The following is a 14,959-nucleotide window of genomic DNA, read 5'->3' as shown; positions in this document are numbered from 1 at the left end:
GGGCCGGGCCTACTTGTCGGCTTGACCGGCTGCGTGAGCTGTCTCGGCTTGCCCGGCCTGTCGAACCTGCCCGGCCGGCCCGGCCGTCGTCGGGACCCCGGCCTGTTGGCCGGCAGTCCAGAGCGAGGTGGCTGGGACCTTGGACAGGTCTGCGCGGTGGCTGTACTTCTCGGCGATCTCCTCGACCTCGAGCAGCAGGCCTTCGGACAGGGTCGTCGGGTTCAGGCCCAGATCGAGGAAGGTGTCATTGGCCACGTGCAGCTCGTTCTCGGCCGACTCCTTGCGGGGATTCGGCACCATCTGCACCTCCGCGCCGGTGATCTTGCCGACCAGGCCGGCCAGGTCACGGACGCGGTGGGTCTCGGTCATCTGGTTGAAGATTTTGACCCGGTCCCCCTCGGCCGGCGGATTCTCCAGTGCGATCTGGACACAGCGGACCATGTCCTGCATATGGATGAACGCCCGGGTCTGACCCCCGGTGCCGTGCACAGTGAGCGGATAACCGACGGCGGCCTGCATCAGGAAGCGGTTGAGCACGGTGCCGTAGTCGCCGTCATAGTCGAAGCGATTGATCAACCGCTCATCACGCTGGGTCTGCTCCGTGTGCGTGCCCCAGATGATGCCCTGGTGCAGGTCCGTGATGCGCAGCGAGTCGTTCTTCACGTAGTAGGCGAAGAGGTGCTGATCCAACACCTTGGTCATGTGATAGATCGAACCCGGGTTGGTCGGGTACAGGATCTGCTGCGGGATGCGATGCGGCTCCACGGCATTGCCCTCGGCGTCCTCATGGGCCGTCACCTCGATGTCCAGGTAGCCCTCGGGGATCTTCATGCCGGCCGTGCCGTAGCCGTAGACGCCCATGGTGCCCAAGTGCACCAGGTGGATGTCCACGCCCGAGTCCACGATCGCGCAGAGCACGTTGTGCGTCGCATTGACGTTGTTGTCCACGGTGTAGCGCTTGTTCTTCGGTGACTTCATCGAGTACGGCGCGGCGCGCTGTTCGGCGAAGTGCACGACGGCGTCCGGCTGCTCCGTGCGGAAGAAGTCCAGCAGTCCTTCGTAGTCCTGGGCCACGTCCAGGAAGGCGAAGCCGATCTCCCGCCCGGAGACCTCGCGCCAGGCGGAGCGCCGTTCGGACAGGGACCGAATGGGAGTCAGGGACTCCGCTTGCATCTCCTCGTCGATGACCCGGCGGGAGAAGTTGTCCACGATGATGACGTCGTGGCCCGCATCGGACAGGTGCAGGGACGCGGGCCAGCCGCAGAAGCCGTCGCCGCCGAGGATCGCAATCTTCACAAATACTCCCAATGCCGGTTGTCGAGGGACCGGTCTGAGCCTATCCAACCGGGGCCGGTGACGAGACGTTGCCGTCGTGACATGTCATTCTGAGGGCGTGATGGCCGGGAGAACCCCAGGCGGTTCACCAGACGTTCATGTCCGGCCCGGAATACACGGCAGCGAGTCACTGTTTTATTGAACGCTCAACTAAATTGGTGCAGCGGCCGGCTCTCGGTCCGGGCGCCACCACTGTTACCTCAGAGGAGATCGCATATGACCGCATTGACCCCCGGCACCTGGAACCTGGACGCCACCCACACCGACGTTGACTTCACGGTCCGCCACGCCGGCATCTCCAAGGTCCGCGGCACGTTCAACGCCGTCGAGGGCACTTTGGTCGTGGCCGAGGACGCCACCGCCTCCAACGTGAACATCACCATCGACGCCAACTCGATCGACACGGGCCAGGCCGACCGCGACGGCCACATCAAGGGCAACGACTTCTTCGACACGGAGACCCACCCGAACATCACCTTCGTCTCCACCGAGGTCCGTGCCAACGGCAATGAGCCGCAGGAGTTCACCCTCGTGGGTGACCTGACCATCAAGGGCGTCACTCAGCGGGTGGAGCTGGACGCCGAGTTCGGCGGCCAGACCGTCGACGCCTTTGGCATGACTCGCGCCGGCTTCGAGGCCACCGGTGAGATCTCCCGCAAGGACTTCGGCATCACGTGGAACGCCCCGCTGCAGTCCGCAGCCGGTGGCGTGCTGGTCTCCGACACCGTCAAGATCCAGATCGACGCCTCCTTCGTCCTGCCGCAGGAAGAAGGAGCAGGCGCCGAGGCCTGAGCCTCCCTCCCCTGCCTCTGCACCCCTAGCAACTGGCGGTCAAAAGTGCCCCGTTTTCGGGCGAATTCGCCCGAAAACGGGGCACTTTTGACCTATAGACGAGGATTGGACGAGAAGGGGACCTAGGCCGTGGCGTCGTTGGCTTCCTCGCCGGCGATGTTCACGTTGACGCGCTCGCGGTCCGGGAACATCAGGTTGTAGGTCAGCCCGGCGATCGCCGCGCCGATCAGCGGCGCCACGATGAACAGCCAGACCTGGCCCAGCGCCTCGCCGCCGGCGAACCACGCCACCCCCAGAGAGCGGGCCGGGTTCACCGAGGTGTTGGACACGGGGATCGAGATCAGGTGGATCAGGGTCAGGGAGAGCCCGATCGCCAAGGGCCCCAGTCCGGCGGGGGCGCGACGGTCGGTGGCGCCGAGGATGACGTAGAGGAACACGGCCGTCAGAATGATCTCGATGAGCAGCACGGACACGAGCGTGTAGCCGTCCGGGGAGCGTTCACCGTAGCCGTTGGTGGCGAATCCCGACTCGACGGCACTGAAGCCCTCCTTGCCGACCGCGATCGCCAGCAGCAGGGCTCCGGCCACGGTCGCTCCGAGAATCTGGATGACCATGTAGGGCCCCACATCAGACCACTTGGTGCGACCGGCCAGCGCGGTGCCGAGCGTGACCGCCGGATTGAAGTGGCCTCCCGAGATGTGGCCGACGGCGTAGGCCATGACCAGCACGGTCAGGCCGAAGGCGAACGCGACGCCGAGGAAGCCGACGCCCATGTTGGTGCCGGCCTCAGTATCCATGACCTGAGCGGCGAATACGGCCGTGCCGCAACCGCCGAAGACGAGAACGAACGTGCCGAGAAATTCGGCGAGCCATCGGGCGAGGGTACTGTGCGTTGTCATGCTTCCTCCGGTGGAGTGAGTGGCGACTGACCAGCCCCGATGTGGGATGAATCGTCCACGGGGGCGGTCGTTAGAGCCTCAGTACTACCGCTTGTGCCGCGGCAAGGCACGCCTAGACTGGCGGTGACCGACCTGCACTTTCAGCACCGATTCGAGACTGATCACCACCGATTCGAGGAGGACCAGTGGCCGGAAAGACCCCGCACCAGAACACGACCTTCGCCCTGCCGGACAAGGAGCCTTCCGAGGGCGGCGTCCAGTTGGGCCACGGCTACCTGGCCACGCCGGAATCCGGCTCGGGCCCGGGAGTCATCGTCATCCAGGAATGGTGGGGACTGACCGACCACATCCGCGACATCTGCGATCGCCTGGCTGCCGAGGGCTTCACCGCGCTGGCACCGGACCTCTACGGCGGCTGGATCACCCATGACGGGGACGAAGCCGGTGAGATGATGTCCAAGCTCCCCGCCGAGGAGGGCGCACGGCAGCTGGCCGGTGCCGTGGATTACCTGTTGTCCCTGGATGCCGTCTCCTCCTCCACCGTGGGCACCATCGGTTTCTGCATGGGAGGTGGCTTCGTGCTGGCCCTGGCCGCCCAGCAGGGCGACAAGATCTCCGCGGCGGTGCCGTTCTACGGCGTCGGGCAGGCGGTTCCGGACTCCTACACCGGGGTGAAGGCCGCCATCCAGGGTCACTACGCCGAGCAGGACGGCATGTTCCCGCCGGACCAGGCGCGCGCCCAGGAAGAGCAGATCCGCCAGGAATCCGGCACCGAGGTCGAGTACTTCTTCTACGACGCCCCGCACGCCTTCCACAATGACGCCAATCCCCAGGGCAACTACCGGCCCGAGGAGGCGCAGTTGGCCTGGTCGCGCGCCATCGGTTTCCTGCGCGAGAAGGTCAAGTAGGCCCCTTGGCGGCACCGGAGACGGGGGCGCCGGAGACCCTCTTTCTGTCCACCATCCCCGGTGCCTCGCCCTCGAAATGGGTGGACCGTTTCACCTCTCGCGAGCGTCGCGTTCAGCTGGTGAAGCGCGACGTCGGCACCCAGGTGGCCTTTCTGGCTCCCGGGGCCGACGGCTCGCCGCCGCGTGGGCTGCCGCAGTTGGGCTACCTGCGTTGGTCGAGGGACTCCTCACCGGAGGAATTACTGCGATCCGGCGGCGTGGATCCGGAATCGGTGCACGTGGTCCGATTCTACGAGGAGGACCCGGTGGTGTGTATCGGCCGAGATCATCTCTTGGCGGCCTGGGACGTCGACCGGGACGGCCCGGTCTCCTGGACCGAGTTGGAGACCGCCCTGGACACGGACACCCGGCTGGACCCGGAGGAGTTCGCCCCGCCGCCCCCGGAGGACCCGCTCGAGGCCCCCGAGGTTCCCGGGGCGGGGGAGCGGATGGCCCTGGAGATCGTGGCCAGTGGTGCCGGGTATGTGGTGCTTCCGGCGTCGGTGGCGCGCATGTTCGGCCGCAAGGACGTCATGACGTTGCCGCTGGCTCAGGGCCCGGGCCCGGACCGCCACCCCGGTTGGGCCGTGGGCCTGGCCTGGCTCAAAGCCGTGGACTCGCCCCTGGTGCAGGACTTCATCGGGGCCGCCAAGGGCCGGCGCCCCCGTTCCTCCCGCCAGTGACGCTCAGTGCAGGCCGAGGGCGTCGACAATCCGGTCGGCGGTGGTCTGCGGATCGTCAGTGGACTCCACCGCGGCTCCGTGCTCGTCGTCGCTCAGCGGTTCCATCAGGGCGATCTGCCCCAAGACCAACGACGCCGGCATGAAGTGCGCGTGCCGTGCGGCCACGCGCTGCTGGAGCGCCTCGGGAGAGACCCGGATCTGCACGATCGTCAACGGATAGCCACACGAGCGCAGGGTGTCCCGGTACGAGCGCTTCAACGCCGAGCACGCCAGCACGGCGGGTAGGCCGAGTTCGCCGAGCCGGTGCAGTTCTCCGGCCAGTCGTTTAAGCCACGGGGCCCGATCCTCATCGGTCAGCGGTGTCCCGGCGGCCATCTTGTTGCGGTTCTCCACGGTGTGGAAGGCGTCCCCCTCCACCCAGACCCTCCCCAGGGCGGTGGCCACCAGGCGACCGGCCGTGGACTTGCCGGACCCCGAGGGCCCGGACACCACCAGGTGAGAGGTGCCCGAAGGCCAGCGTTCCGACGTCGTGGGTGGTGTGTTCTCCGTACTTTTCGCGTTCTCCGACTGTTCCGCCACCCCCCCAGGGTACGCAGCCGCCACTAGCCCAAGCGCCCCGGTTCCGACGACTCGTAGGGCTGATCGTCCGGATCCGCGGGCACGGGCTCGGTCCCCCGCCAGCGCGCGAGGGTGGTCATCAGGTGGAACACCACCAGGACGGCGGCGGTGCCCAGGGCGATGCCGCCGAACTGCATGCCACCGACCGAGATGACCGGGTCGGCGATCGCCACGATGAGGCCCGCGCCGGCTGCCATGAGGTTGATGGTGTTGGAGAAGTCGACGGTGTTCTGCACCCAGATCCGCACGCCCATCACGCCGATCATCCCGTAGAGGATGATGCCAGCGCCGCCGGCCACGCCCGCGGGAATGGTGCTGACTAGGGCGCCGAAGGTCGGCAGGAAGGACAACGCCAGCGCGAAGAGTCCCGCCACCCAGTACGCGGCGGTGGAGTATACGCGGGAGGACGCCATGACGCCGATGTTCTCGGCGTAGGTGGTGGTGCCGACGCCGCCGCCCAGCCCGGACAGCGTGGTGGAGAGGCCGTCGGCCATCAGGGCACGGCCGTTGGACCGGTCGAGGTTGCGGTCGGTCATCAGCCCCACGGTCTTCACGTGGCCGATGTTCTCCGCCACCAGCACCAGCACCACGGGTAGGAACAGGAAGAGCACGTCAGCGTGGAACTCGGGTGCGTGGAACGGGGGCAGACCGATCCAGTCGGCCTCGCCCACGGGGCTGAAATCGATTTGGCCCTGAGCCAGCGCCACGAGGTAGCCCACGATGATGCCCAGCAGGATGGACAAGCGCCCCAGCAATCCCTTGAAGAGCACGGCGCAGACGACGATGGCCAGGGTCGTGGCGAACGTGGTCAGCGGGACGGTCACCATGGCCTCGGTGGTGCTGCCCGCGAGGTTCAGGCCGATGAGAGCCACAATCGTGCCCATCACCACCGGGGGCATCAGCGCATGGATCCACCCGGTTCCCGCCCATTGCACGATGGCGCCGACGATGAACAGGGCGACGCCGCTGACCAGCACCCCACCGAGGGCGCCGCCGATCCCGTGCTGGTTCATCGCCGCGCTGATGGGGGCGATGAACGCGAAGGAACTGCCCAGGTACGACGGCACGCGGCCGGCGGTGATAATCAGGAACAGCACGGTGCCCACACCGGAGAAGAACAGCGAGGCGGCCACGGGAAAGCCGGTGATGGTGGGCACCAGGACGGTGGCGCCGAACATGGCCATCACGTGCTGGATGCCCACACCGACAGTCAGGGGCCAGGCCAGGCGTTCATTCGGAGCGACGACCTCACCGGGAGTGATGCGCCGGCCGTCGCCGTGGAGACTCCAGTCCAGGCCGAGTCGGTTGAGCAGAGACGGTTTGCGGTCGTTCGACGTCACGGGGATCTTTCCGGTCGGAGTGCGTACTGGCGGGTGGAACTGACCGGTACGGTACCGTTGATTCGTGACTGATTACGTGGGCGTGATCGGCGAGGCGCTCGTCGATGTCGTCATGTCCGATACCGCGACGCCGCGCGCCCACGTCGGCGGCAGCCCCCTCAACGTCGCCGTCGGACTCGCCCGCCTGGGGCAGAACGTTTTCTTCGCCGGTCGCTACGGTCGCGATGAGTACGGGTCCATGGTCCGAGAACACCTGGGCCGCAACGGTGTCGACGCTGTCTTGGAGCCCGACGACATCCCGACCTCCGTGGCCACCGCTCGACTGGACCCGACCGGCGTCGCGCATTATGACTTTGATCTGGACTGGACGCTGCCCGAGTCTGCAAAAACATCGGAGCTGATCTGCGGGGCGATGTCCCGCGACGGGCGGCCTCAGTCCCTGAAGCATCTGCACACCGGGTCGATCGCCACCGTGTTGGAGCCCGGAGCGTCCACGGTGATGGAAATCCTCGCGGCCCTGGCACCGGACGTCACGCTGAGCTACGACCCGAACTGCCGCCCGTCGATCGTTCCGGACCGGCCCTCCGCGCGGAAGCGTGCCGAGAAATCGGTGGCGCTCGCCGACATCGTCCACGCCTCGGACGAGGACCTGTCCTGGTTGTATCCGGACCGTTCTCTCGAGGACGTCATTGTTCAGTGGCAGCGACTCGGGCCGGCCATCGTGGTGCTCACCTGTGGCGAGACCAGCATCCTGTGCGCCACCGCTGCCGGGGTGAGCGACCATCCGGTCCAGCCGGTCGAGGTGGCGGACACCGTGGGCGCCGGTGACTCCTTCACGGCCGCCCTGCTGGTCGCGCTGGCCGACCGTGAGCTCCTCGGAGCCGACCGACGCGAGGCTTTGCGGACCATCAACGCCCAGGACACCGCGGACGTGCTGGCCTACGCCGCCCGCGCCGCGGGCATCACCTCGTCCCGGCCGGGTGCGGATCCGCCCACGCGCGAGGAACTCGAGTGTTCCCGCACCCGGTCAGCTCCGTAGGCGCGCGTTCTCCAACACGGGAATGCCGGCGCGGGTGGACTGCACCCGTTCCGCATCGATCTCGACCAGAGCCAGTTCCGGAGTGAGGCCGAGCCGGGCGGTGTCCGTGCCGTCCGGGGCCACCAGTGCCGAGAGGCCCACGCCCAGCGGCGAGCTCGTGGGGGTGCCTGCGGTCGCCGGATCGCGCGGACATTGCCCGACGGCGGCCATCCAGGTTGTGGAGTCCAGCGCCCGAGCCCGGGACAGCAGGGTCCACTGATCGGCCTTGCCGGGACCGTCACCCCACGAGGCACCGAGCAGAATCACCTCGGCTCCCTCGCGCGCCAGCGTGGTGAACAGCTCGGGGAAGCGAATGTCGTAGCAGGTGGCCAGTCCGAAGGTCAGACCCTCGAAGCTGAACACGGTGGTCTGATTTCCCGGGGCGACCGTGTCCGACTCGCGATGGCCGAAGGCGTCGAAGAGGTGGATCTTGTCATAGGAGTACTGGCGGCCGTCCGGCAGGGCCGCGATGGTGGTGTTGAGAATGCGGTCATCGCCGGGGTTGGAAGGAGCGCTGCTGACAGAAGCGCTGCTGGAAGGAGCGCTGCTGAACGACCCGACGACGATGGCGACTCCGAACTCGGCCGCCCAAGCCGCGATGCGCTCATGGGCCGCCGCGGACTCCTCGCGGGCGAAGGCCGCCAGGTCGCCGTCGAACGAGCAGGTGGAGGCCTCGGGGAACAGGACCAGTCGGGCTCCGCTCTGGGCGGCTCGGGCGGTCCAGTCCCGGATCTGGCCGAGGTTCGATTCCACGTCCGGAGTGGCGGAAATCTGGGCGAGAGCGATGGTGATGCTCATGGGTTCTCCTGTTTCTCTGGCGAGTTTTCTGGGTGTATACACGACGTATGTCATCCCCTCATCGAAGCGGTCGCGATCTGGCGCACGACTACCTCCTGAACGATGTCCTGACGGATCCGCGCAATGCCGGGCAGTTCCTCAGCGAACAGGAGTTGGCGGAGCGTCTGGGCATTTCCCGCACCCCGGTTCGGGAGGCCTTCTTGCTCCTGAAGGCACGAGGGCTGATTGAGATGATTCCCAATCGGGGTGCGATGGTGCCCCGGATGACGGGCACGCAGATCCGGCAGCTGTTCGAGTTCCGAACCGTCATCGAATCACATTCCATCCGAACCTCCATGGAGCGGGGCGTCACCCCGGTGATCGGCATGCGGGCCCTGCTCGAGGCCCAGGAGGACCTGGTGGACCTCGGGGACATGGACAGCTCGAAGGTGTTCATCGAGAAGGACCGGGATTTCCACATGACCCTGGTGCGGGCCGCGGAGAACCATTTCATGGAGGACGCCTACTCGACCATCCGGACCCGTCAGCTGATGGTCGGCATCGAGGCCCTGTTCCGAACACCGACCCGCCGGGCCGATGTCTGCCGGGAGCATGCCGAAATCCTCGAGGCCTTGGCCGCCGGATCGACCGAGCAGGCCGTGGAGGCCACGGTCCGGCATCTGGAGACCACGCGCGAACTGTTGCTCAACGGCTGAGGGGAGCCGCCGCCGTCGGGCTGTTGCCGGTGTCCGTACGGCCGACCGCAGGCGCCGGCCGACCGCACGGGCCGGCTCACAGGTGGACGGGCTGGTCATCCTCGAGGTACTCCAGGTCCTCCTCCGGGGCGGAGTTGCGGCCCAACAGCAGCCCGGTGAGCGTGAGGACGCAGGCGGCGGTCACATAAAGCGCGACCGGAACCCAGTGGCCCTCCGGTCCGGCGACCAGGGTGAACATCAAGGGGGCGAGCGCCCCGCCGAAGACTCCGGCGATGGTGTAGGCCAGCGAGGCACCGGTGTAGCGCACCCGCGGGTGGAACTGCTCGATCACGTAGGCGGCCTGTGGGCCGTACATGAAGGAGTGGCAGGTGCCGGCGACCACCAGGCACAGGGCCAGCAGCACGAAGTGGTCCGGCTTGACCACGATGAACATCAGGAAGGCCCATGAGGCCGAGGCGACGGCGGCCAGGCCATAGACCAGTCGCCGGTTGACCAGGTCGGAGACCCAGCCGGCCAGCGGAATCGAGATCACCTGGAAGGCCGAGCCGATGAGGACGGCGAACAGGACGTCCGAGCGGGACATGTCCAGATGCTGCACGCCATAGCTGAGGATGAAGACCGTGTACAGCGCGTAGAACACATCGGGTCCGATCCGGGACAGGACGGCGGCCGCGAGCTGGCGGCGCTGCGTGGTGAAGATCTCGGTGACCGGTTTTTCGGCCTGGTCGCCCCGATCCTGCAGGGCCTGGAACACGGGAGTGTCCTCGAGGCGCAGCCGGATCCAGAGGCCGAAGGCGATGAGCACCGCGGAGAGGAGGAAGGCCACTCGCCAGCCCCAGCTGAGGAAGGCGTCCTCGGTGAGGAGCCCGGTCAGCACAGCCAGCACGCCGTTGGCCAAGAGGTTGCCCAGCGGCGGACCGACCTGGGCCGCGGAGGCCCAGAACCCACGACGGCGGGGATCGCCGAACTCGGAGGACAACAGGACCGCTCCGCCCCACTCGCCGCCGACGCCGACGCCCTGGAAGAAGCGCAAGGTCACCAACAGGACCGCGGCGGTCACGCCGATGTCGTGATAGGTGGGCAGCAGGCCGATGAGGAAGGTGGCCACACCGATCATCATCAAGGTGATGACCAGGACCTTCTTTCGTCCGATCAGGTCGCCCAGTCGGCCGAACACCACCCCGCCGATGGGCCGGGAGATGTACCCGACCGCATAGGTGGAGAACGCGGAGATCGTCGCGATGTACGGGTCCTCGGCCGGGAAGAACAGGATGCCGAGCACGAGGGCGGACGAGGCGGAGTAGACCGCGAAGTCATACCACTCCAGCGTGGTGCCGGACAGGGATGCGATGAAGGCCTTGTACAGGCTGGCCCGGCTGATCCCCGGGGCAGCGCCCGCGGTGCCGGATGGAATGGTCTGCCTCGGTGTGCTCACGTCGCGGCCTCCGATTCGGTGGGATTGGACAGTGTCGATGTGACGTCGATGTGATGTGGGTCTAACGTAGTGCGCTGTATACAATACGCATACAGGCTGCATTCGCAAGGCTGTCCCGGGAACTCGGGACGAGTTGTCACGCAGTTTTAACGGCGCCGGAACACACCGGGGTCAATCGGGCGAGAGGAACGACCAGATGAGCACGACCGACGTGACCTTCGAACTGCCGGACGGTGAGCAGCTCCAGGTGGGGGTCCGCCAACTGTTCAACGCGGGGTATGCCGGGCGCAATCAGGAAGCCGTGCAGGCGCACATCGATGAGCTCGCTGAACTGGGTGTTCCCGGTCCGTCCGTCACCCCGGCCATGTACCCGGTCTCCCCTTACCTCGCGCAGCAGTGCACCGAGGTCGCGGTGCAGCACGACCGCACGTCCGGTGAGGCGGAATGGGCGCTGATCGCGGCCCAGGGCTCGTACTACCTGACGGTGGCATGCGACCACACCGACCGGGAGCTGGAGAAGAACGGGGTGGCCTGGTCGAAGAACGCGTCCCCGGATGTGGTCGGCCGGCAGGCGTGGCCTCTCGAGCAGATCGAGGACCACCTGGACGAGATCACCCTGCAGGCCTGGGTCGCCCAGGACGGTCAGCGAACGCAGATCCAGGACTCGACCCTGGGCGAGCTGTTGCCTCCGCGCTACTGGATCGAGGAACTCTCGCGCCGCGGCCTCATGACCGACGGAACCATCGTGTTGTCAGGCACTCCGGTGATGCTGGCCGGCGTCGACCAGTTTGCCGAGCGCTGGGAAGTCGTGATGAGTGACGGCCGGCTGGACCGCAGCATCGGCGTGGACTACACCGTGGTGAGGATGCCCGACCCGATCGGCTGAGTCTGGTCGGCTGGGTCCGGAACGCAGGGCTCGCCGGGCTCGTCGCCGCCTAAGATGGACGCATGTCCTTTCCTCCACCGGCCTCGGATCCGGCACCGCCGGCGCCGGTCGGGGCGGGACGACGTCGGCCCCGGATGATCGCCAGCGATCTGGACGGGACCATCATCGGCTACTCCCACACGGGCACCGGGTTCATCTCGGCGCGCACCGTGGAGGCTTTTCAAGCGGCCCACGACGCCGGCGTCCAGGTGGTCTTCGTCACCGGCCGGCCGATTCGCTGGCTGAACCCGCTGACCCGCACCCTGGGCCATGCCGGCCCGGTGATCTGCTCCAATGGGGCGGTGGTCTACGACCTGGCGAATGACACGGTTCTCGAATCCCGCCCGATGGCGCTCGAGACCGTGCTGCAGGCCCGGGACATGATCTCCGCGCTGGACCCCTCTGCGTCCTTCGCCGCCGAGACGCTCGAGGGATTCCACCTCGACGCGGCCTTCGTCGACCAGTCCGGCTCGGTTACTCCCGAGGAGCCGGCCGACGGCGTGCATGTGGCCCGCCGGATGGAGGACGTGCTGCCCGAAGATCCCACCGTGGTGAAGTTCCTGGCCAAGACCCGGACGCGCGAGCCCGATGCCTTTCTGGCTGAGGTCCGCGAACTGCTGGGCGAGCTGCTGGCCGTGACCCACTCCGCGCCGGGAATGGCGCTGCTGGAGATGTCCCGGCCGGACGTGAACAAGGCCAGCGCGCTCTCCACCTTCGCCGCCCGCCACGGGATCGCCGCGCACGAGGTCGTGGCCTTCGGGGATATGCCCAACGATCTGGAGATGATTCATTGGGCGGGCACCGGCTACGCCGTGGCCTCCGGTCACCCCGTGCTGATTCGCGCGGCGGACGCGATGGCCGGGGCCTGTGACGACGACGGCGTGGCCCGGGTCGTCGAAGAGCTCCTGACCCTGCCCTGATCGCCGGTAGGGTGAAGCCGTGAAGCGTTTCACCCTGGCTCCGTATCTGAAGGACTCGCTGCCCGGCCGACGGGGCTGGCCCCTCGCCTTCGCGCACCGGGGCGCGGACACCGCGCGGGAGAACACCCTGGCCGCGTTCCGCGCCGCCGTCGACCGTGGTTATGCCTATCTCGAACTGGACGTGCGCACCACCCGGGACGGCGTGCTGATGGTCTTCCATGACGAGGTCCTGGACCGGGTCACCACCGGTACCGGCAAGATCTCCGACCACACCTGGGAGGAGCTGACCCGGGTGCGGGTGATCGACCCGACGGGTACTCGCGCGGCGGGGCCGAGCGGCTCCACCGGAGCGTCGAGGGTTGGAGAGCCGACGCCGGGAACGGGGGGTACAGCGGGAACCGGGGGTACGGCGGTCCTGGAGGGCGAACACCTGTTGCGCTTCGAGGATCTGCTGACCGAGTGGGACGACGTCCACCTCAACGTGGATCTCAAAGACGATGCCGCCGCGGAGGCCATCGCGCAGATCATCGCCCGGCATGACGCGTGGGACCGGGTGCTCATCGCCTCCTTCCACGATTCCCGGCGACGCAAGTTCACTCGCGCCGCCCATCGCAGGACCGCGATGTCCGGTGGGGGACTGGCCATCGCGGCGCTCGTACTGGCCGCGCCCTTAGGGCTGAGTCGATTCGTGGGTCGGAGCCTGGCTCACCTCGACTGCGTCCAGGTTCCGGTGAAGCAGGGCCCCATCCCGGTGGTGACCCGCACCTTCGTATCCCGTTGCCAGGCCGCTGGGCTGCAGGTCCACGTCTGGGTGGTGGATGACCCGGCGGAGATGGAGCGATTGCTCGCCCTCGGCGTGGACGGGCTGATGACCGACGACGTCGAGGCGCTGGCCTCCGTCATGGAAGCGCGCGGATACTGGCCGCAGCGATGACCGCGCACGAGGAGCCGAGCGCCGTCGTCGGGAGAATGCGCCGCGCCGCCACCCTGCGGGTGACCCACCCGCGGCGCTTCCGGGCCGCCCAACTCAAGGGCATCCGACGGATGCTCGACGAACAGTCCCAGGCGATCTGTGCAGCACTCGCGCAAGACCTCGGCAAGCCCGCGACCGAGGCCATGCTCACCGAGGTGCAGCCGGCACGAGCCGAGGTCGACCACGCGCTGCTGTATCTGACCGACTGGATGGAGCCGGAGACCGTCAAGGTTCCCCTGGCGTTCAGGCCGGCCGGGGCGAAGGTAGAGGCCCGGCCCCTGGGGACTGTGTTGATCATCGCCCCCTGGAACTACCCCTTCCAGCTCATCATGTCCCCGCTGGTGGCCGCCGTGGCCGCCGGCAACGCAGTGGTGCTCAAGCCCAGCGAGAAGGCTCCGGCCACCGCCTCGTTGATCAGCCGGCTCATCCCCGAGTATCTGGATCCCAGCGGCGTCGCCGTGGTGGAGGGCGGCGCTGAGACGGTGAGCTCCCTGATTGAGGAGAAGTTCGACCACATTTTCTACACCGGTGGAGAACGCGTCGGGCGCATCGTCTACGAGGCGGCGGCCCGCCAACTGACTCCGGTGACCCTGGAACTGGGCGGAAAGTCGCCGTGTGTGGTGGCCGATGGGCGCAACTGGCCCGCCATCGCCCGGCGCATCGTCTTCGGCAAGTTCACCAACGCCGGCCAGACCTGCGTGGCCCCGGACTACGTGCTGGCCATCGGCGAGGAGACCCAGCGGCAGCTCGAGAAGCACCTGCCTCAGGCGATCGAGGAGTTCTACGGTGAGGACGCTCAAACCTCTCGGGACTATGGGCGGCTCATCAGCTCCGAGCAGCTGGAACGCGTGATGGCCCTGCTGCAGGAGTCGCTGGAGGGTGGCGACGGCGGTGCTGGAGGCGAGGGCGGCGACGGCGGAGCTGGCGGCGAGGGCCGTGCCCCGGCGCGCTTGGTGCACGGGGGCCGGGCCGACGTCGCCGATCGGTTCCTGGAGCCGACCGTGGTGTCGGAGGTGTCTGCGGACAGTGCCCTGATGACCGAGGAGATCTTTGGGCCCGTGCTGCCCATACTTCGCGTGGAGACGTTCGAGGAGGCGGTGGAGTTCATCAACGCCCGGCCTCATCCGCTGGCCGCCTATCTCTTCACGGACAAGCACCGCTATCACCGGGCCTTCGAGGAGCGGGTGACCGCCGGCGCGATGGCCTTCGACGTGGCCTTGATCCAGGCGAGCCTGCCGACCCTGCCCTTCGGTGGCGTCGGAGCGTCCGGGATGGGCGCGTATCACGGCCGGGCGGGCTTCGAGACGTTCTCCCAACTGCGTCCGGCGCTGACGAAGACGGACCAGGTGGACACCCTCAGGATGATCTATCCGCCCTACTCCTGGACCAAGCGCCAAGCCCTCAAGCGCCTCCTCTAACCCCCGTTTCCCGCGCAAAGTGACCCCGCCCCCACCGTTGTGACGTTCGCTGGTCACTTTGTGCCTCGGACCGGGGTGGTTGACGTGGTGTTTCTGGTCCGGG

15 protein-coding genes are annotated in these 14,959 nt (G+C 67.5%); 9 read left to right on the top strand and 6 right to left on the bottom strand.

All coding sequences use genetic code 11. The annotated features are described in order from the left end of the window. Positions 1 to 9 precede the first annotated feature (9 nt). Complete coding sequence (locus tag ACFQQD_RS04275) at positions 10 to 1,296, bottom strand: NAD-dependent epimerase/dehydratase family protein (protein WP_378086575.1); 1,287 nt, start codon at positions 1,294 to 1,296, stop codon at positions 10 to 12. Positions 1,297 to 1,551: 255 nt separating this feature from the next. Between ACFQQD_RS04275 and ACFQQD_RS04270 the strand changes: the two genes are divergently transcribed. Further along, positions 1,552 to 2,127, top strand: coding sequence for a YceI family protein (locus ACFQQD_RS04270; RefSeq protein ID WP_378086573.1), 576 nt, complete (start codon positions 1,552 to 1,554; stop codon positions 2,125 to 2,127). Between the two features lie 122 nt (positions 2,128 to 2,249). On the opposite strand, the gene aqpZ is transcribed toward ACFQQD_RS04270, so the two are convergent. Further along, positions 2,250 to 3,026 (bottom strand): aquaporin Z, encoded by a 777-nt coding sequence (gene aqpZ, locus ACFQQD_RS04265; RefSeq protein WP_378086571.1) that lies wholly within the window; start codon positions 3,024 to 3,026, stop codon positions 2,250 to 2,252. Positions 3,027 to 3,211: 185 nt separating this feature from the next. Here aqpZ and ACFQQD_RS04260 point away from each other — a divergent pair, with 185 nt between their 5' ends. Beyond that, entirely contained in the window at positions 3,212 to 3,934 is a 723-nt protein-coding gene (locus tag ACFQQD_RS04260; protein ID WP_378086569.1) for a dienelactone hydrolase family protein, read from the top strand. Positions 3,935 to 3,939: 5 nt separating this feature from the next. After that, positions 3,940 to 4,656, top strand: a complete 717-nt coding sequence (locus ACFQQD_RS04255; RefSeq protein WP_378086567.1) for a LysR family transcriptional regulator substrate-binding protein — start codon at positions 3,940 to 3,942, stop codon at positions 4,654 to 4,656. A gap of 3 nt (positions 4,657 to 4,659) precedes the next feature. Here the strand turns inward: ACFQQD_RS04255 and ACFQQD_RS04250 are convergent, their stop codons facing one another. Both ACFQQD_RS04250 and ACFQQD_RS04245 read right to left on the bottom strand, forming a co-directional pair. Further along, on the bottom strand, positions 4,660 to 5,235 hold the full coding sequence (locus ACFQQD_RS04250; protein ID WP_378086565.1) for a gluconokinase: 576 nt from the start codon (positions 5,233 to 5,235) through the stop codon (positions 4,660 to 4,662). 23 nt (positions 5,236 to 5,258) lie between these two features. After that, positions 5,259 to 6,614, bottom strand: a complete 1,356-nt coding sequence (locus ACFQQD_RS04245; RefSeq protein WP_378086563.1) for a uracil-xanthine permease family protein — start codon at positions 6,612 to 6,614, stop codon at positions 5,259 to 5,261. Positions 6,615 to 6,678: 64 nt separating this feature from the next. On the opposite strand from ACFQQD_RS04245, the gene ACFQQD_RS04240 reads away from it, so the two are divergent. Continuing rightward, positions 6,679 to 7,653, top strand: a complete 975-nt coding sequence (locus ACFQQD_RS04240) for a carbohydrate kinase (RefSeq protein WP_378086561.1) — start codon at positions 6,679 to 6,681, stop codon at positions 7,651 to 7,653. Here ACFQQD_RS04240 and ACFQQD_RS04235 read toward each other — a convergent pair. Next, the gene (locus ACFQQD_RS04235; protein ID WP_378086559.1) at positions 7,642 to 8,490 is read right to left on the bottom strand and encodes a carbon-nitrogen hydrolase family protein; all 849 of its coding nucleotides are present in this window, start codon (positions 8,488 to 8,490) and stop codon (positions 7,642 to 7,644) included. The two genes, ACFQQD_RS04240 and ACFQQD_RS04235, sit on opposite strands and share 12 nt — an antisense overlap. 47 nt (positions 8,491 to 8,537) lie before the next feature. Here ACFQQD_RS04235 and ACFQQD_RS04230 point away from each other — a divergent pair, with 47 nt between their 5' ends. Continuing rightward, positions 8,538 to 9,185, top strand: a complete 648-nt coding sequence (locus ACFQQD_RS04230; protein ID WP_378086556.1) for a GntR family transcriptional regulator — start codon at positions 8,538 to 8,540, stop codon at positions 9,183 to 9,185. 76 nt (positions 9,186 to 9,261) lie between these two features. Here the strand turns inward: ACFQQD_RS04230 and ACFQQD_RS04225 are convergent, their stop codons facing one another. Beyond that, a complete protein-coding gene (locus tag ACFQQD_RS04225) occupies positions 9,262 to 10,620 on the bottom strand; it encodes an MFS transporter (protein WP_378086554.1) in 1,359 nt (452 codons plus the stop codon). A gap of 196 nt (positions 10,621 to 10,816) precedes the next feature. On the opposite strand from ACFQQD_RS04225, the gene ACFQQD_RS04220 reads away from it, so the two are divergent. The 4 genes from ACFQQD_RS04220 (at position 10,817) to ACFQQD_RS04205 (ending at position 14,856) form a co-directional block, all read left to right on the top strand. Continuing rightward, the gene (locus tag ACFQQD_RS04220) at positions 10,817 to 11,506 is read left to right on the top strand and encodes a DUF2848 domain-containing protein (protein ID WP_378086552.1); all 690 of its coding nucleotides are present in this window, start codon (positions 10,817 to 10,819) and stop codon (positions 11,504 to 11,506) included. A gap of 62 nt (positions 11,507 to 11,568) precedes the next feature. Beyond that, positions 11,569 to 12,465 carry an HAD family hydrolase gene (locus tag ACFQQD_RS04215; RefSeq protein ID WP_378086550.1) on the top strand — a complete coding sequence of 299 codons (897 nt, stop codon included), beginning with the start codon at positions 11,569 to 11,571 and terminating at the stop codon, positions 12,463 to 12,465. Positions 12,466 to 12,484: 19 nt separating this feature from the next. Further along, positions 12,485 to 13,399: a glycerophosphodiester phosphodiesterase family protein gene (locus ACFQQD_RS04210; protein WP_378086548.1), complete on the top strand. Its 915-nt coding sequence runs from the start codon at positions 12,485 to 12,487 to the stop codon at positions 13,397 to 13,399. Continuing rightward, a complete protein-coding gene (locus ACFQQD_RS04205) occupies positions 13,396 to 14,856 on the top strand; it encodes an aldehyde dehydrogenase family protein (RefSeq protein WP_378086546.1) in 1,461 nt (486 codons plus the stop codon). The genes ACFQQD_RS04210 and ACFQQD_RS04205 overlap by 4 nt, the downstream gene beginning before the upstream one ends. The last annotated feature ends 103 nt before the right edge of the window (positions 14,857 to 14,959 follow it).

The sequence above is a fragment of the Citricoccus sp. GCM10030269 genome, assembly GCF_042665635.1.
Taxonomy (GTDB): domain Bacteria; phylum Actinomycetota; class Actinomycetes; order Actinomycetales; family Micrococcaceae; genus Citricoccus.
The sequence above is the reverse complement of the archived record's forward strand: the minus strand, read 5'-3'. Positions and strand labels throughout refer to the sequence as shown.

Coding starts and splice junctions, on each gene's coding strand:
- ACFQQD_RS04270 (WP_378086573.1), top strand. CDS start 1,552: ATGACCGCATTGACCCCCGGCACCTGGAACCTGGACGCCACCCACACC.
- ACFQQD_RS04235 (WP_378086559.1), bottom strand. CDS start 8,490: ATGAGCATCACCATCGCTCTCGCCCAGATTTCCGCCACTCCGGACGTG.
- ACFQQD_RS04205 (WP_378086546.1), top strand. CDS start 13,396: ATGACCGCGCACGAGGAGCCGAGCGCCGTCGTCGGGAGAATGCGCCGC.
- ACFQQD_RS04215 (WP_378086550.1), top strand. CDS start 11,569: ATGTCCTTTCCTCCACCGGCCTCGGATCCGGCACCGCCGGCGCCGGTC.
- aqpZ (WP_378086571.1), bottom strand. CDS start 3,026: ATGACAACGCACAGTACCCTCGCCCGATGGCTCGCCGAATTTCTCGGC.
- ACFQQD_RS04220 (WP_378086552.1), top strand. CDS start 10,817: ATGAGCACGACCGACGTGACCTTCGAACTGCCGGACGGTGAGCAGCTC.
- ACFQQD_RS04230 (WP_378086556.1), top strand. CDS start 8,538: ATGTCATCCCCTCATCGAAGCGGTCGCGATCTGGCGCACGACTACCTC.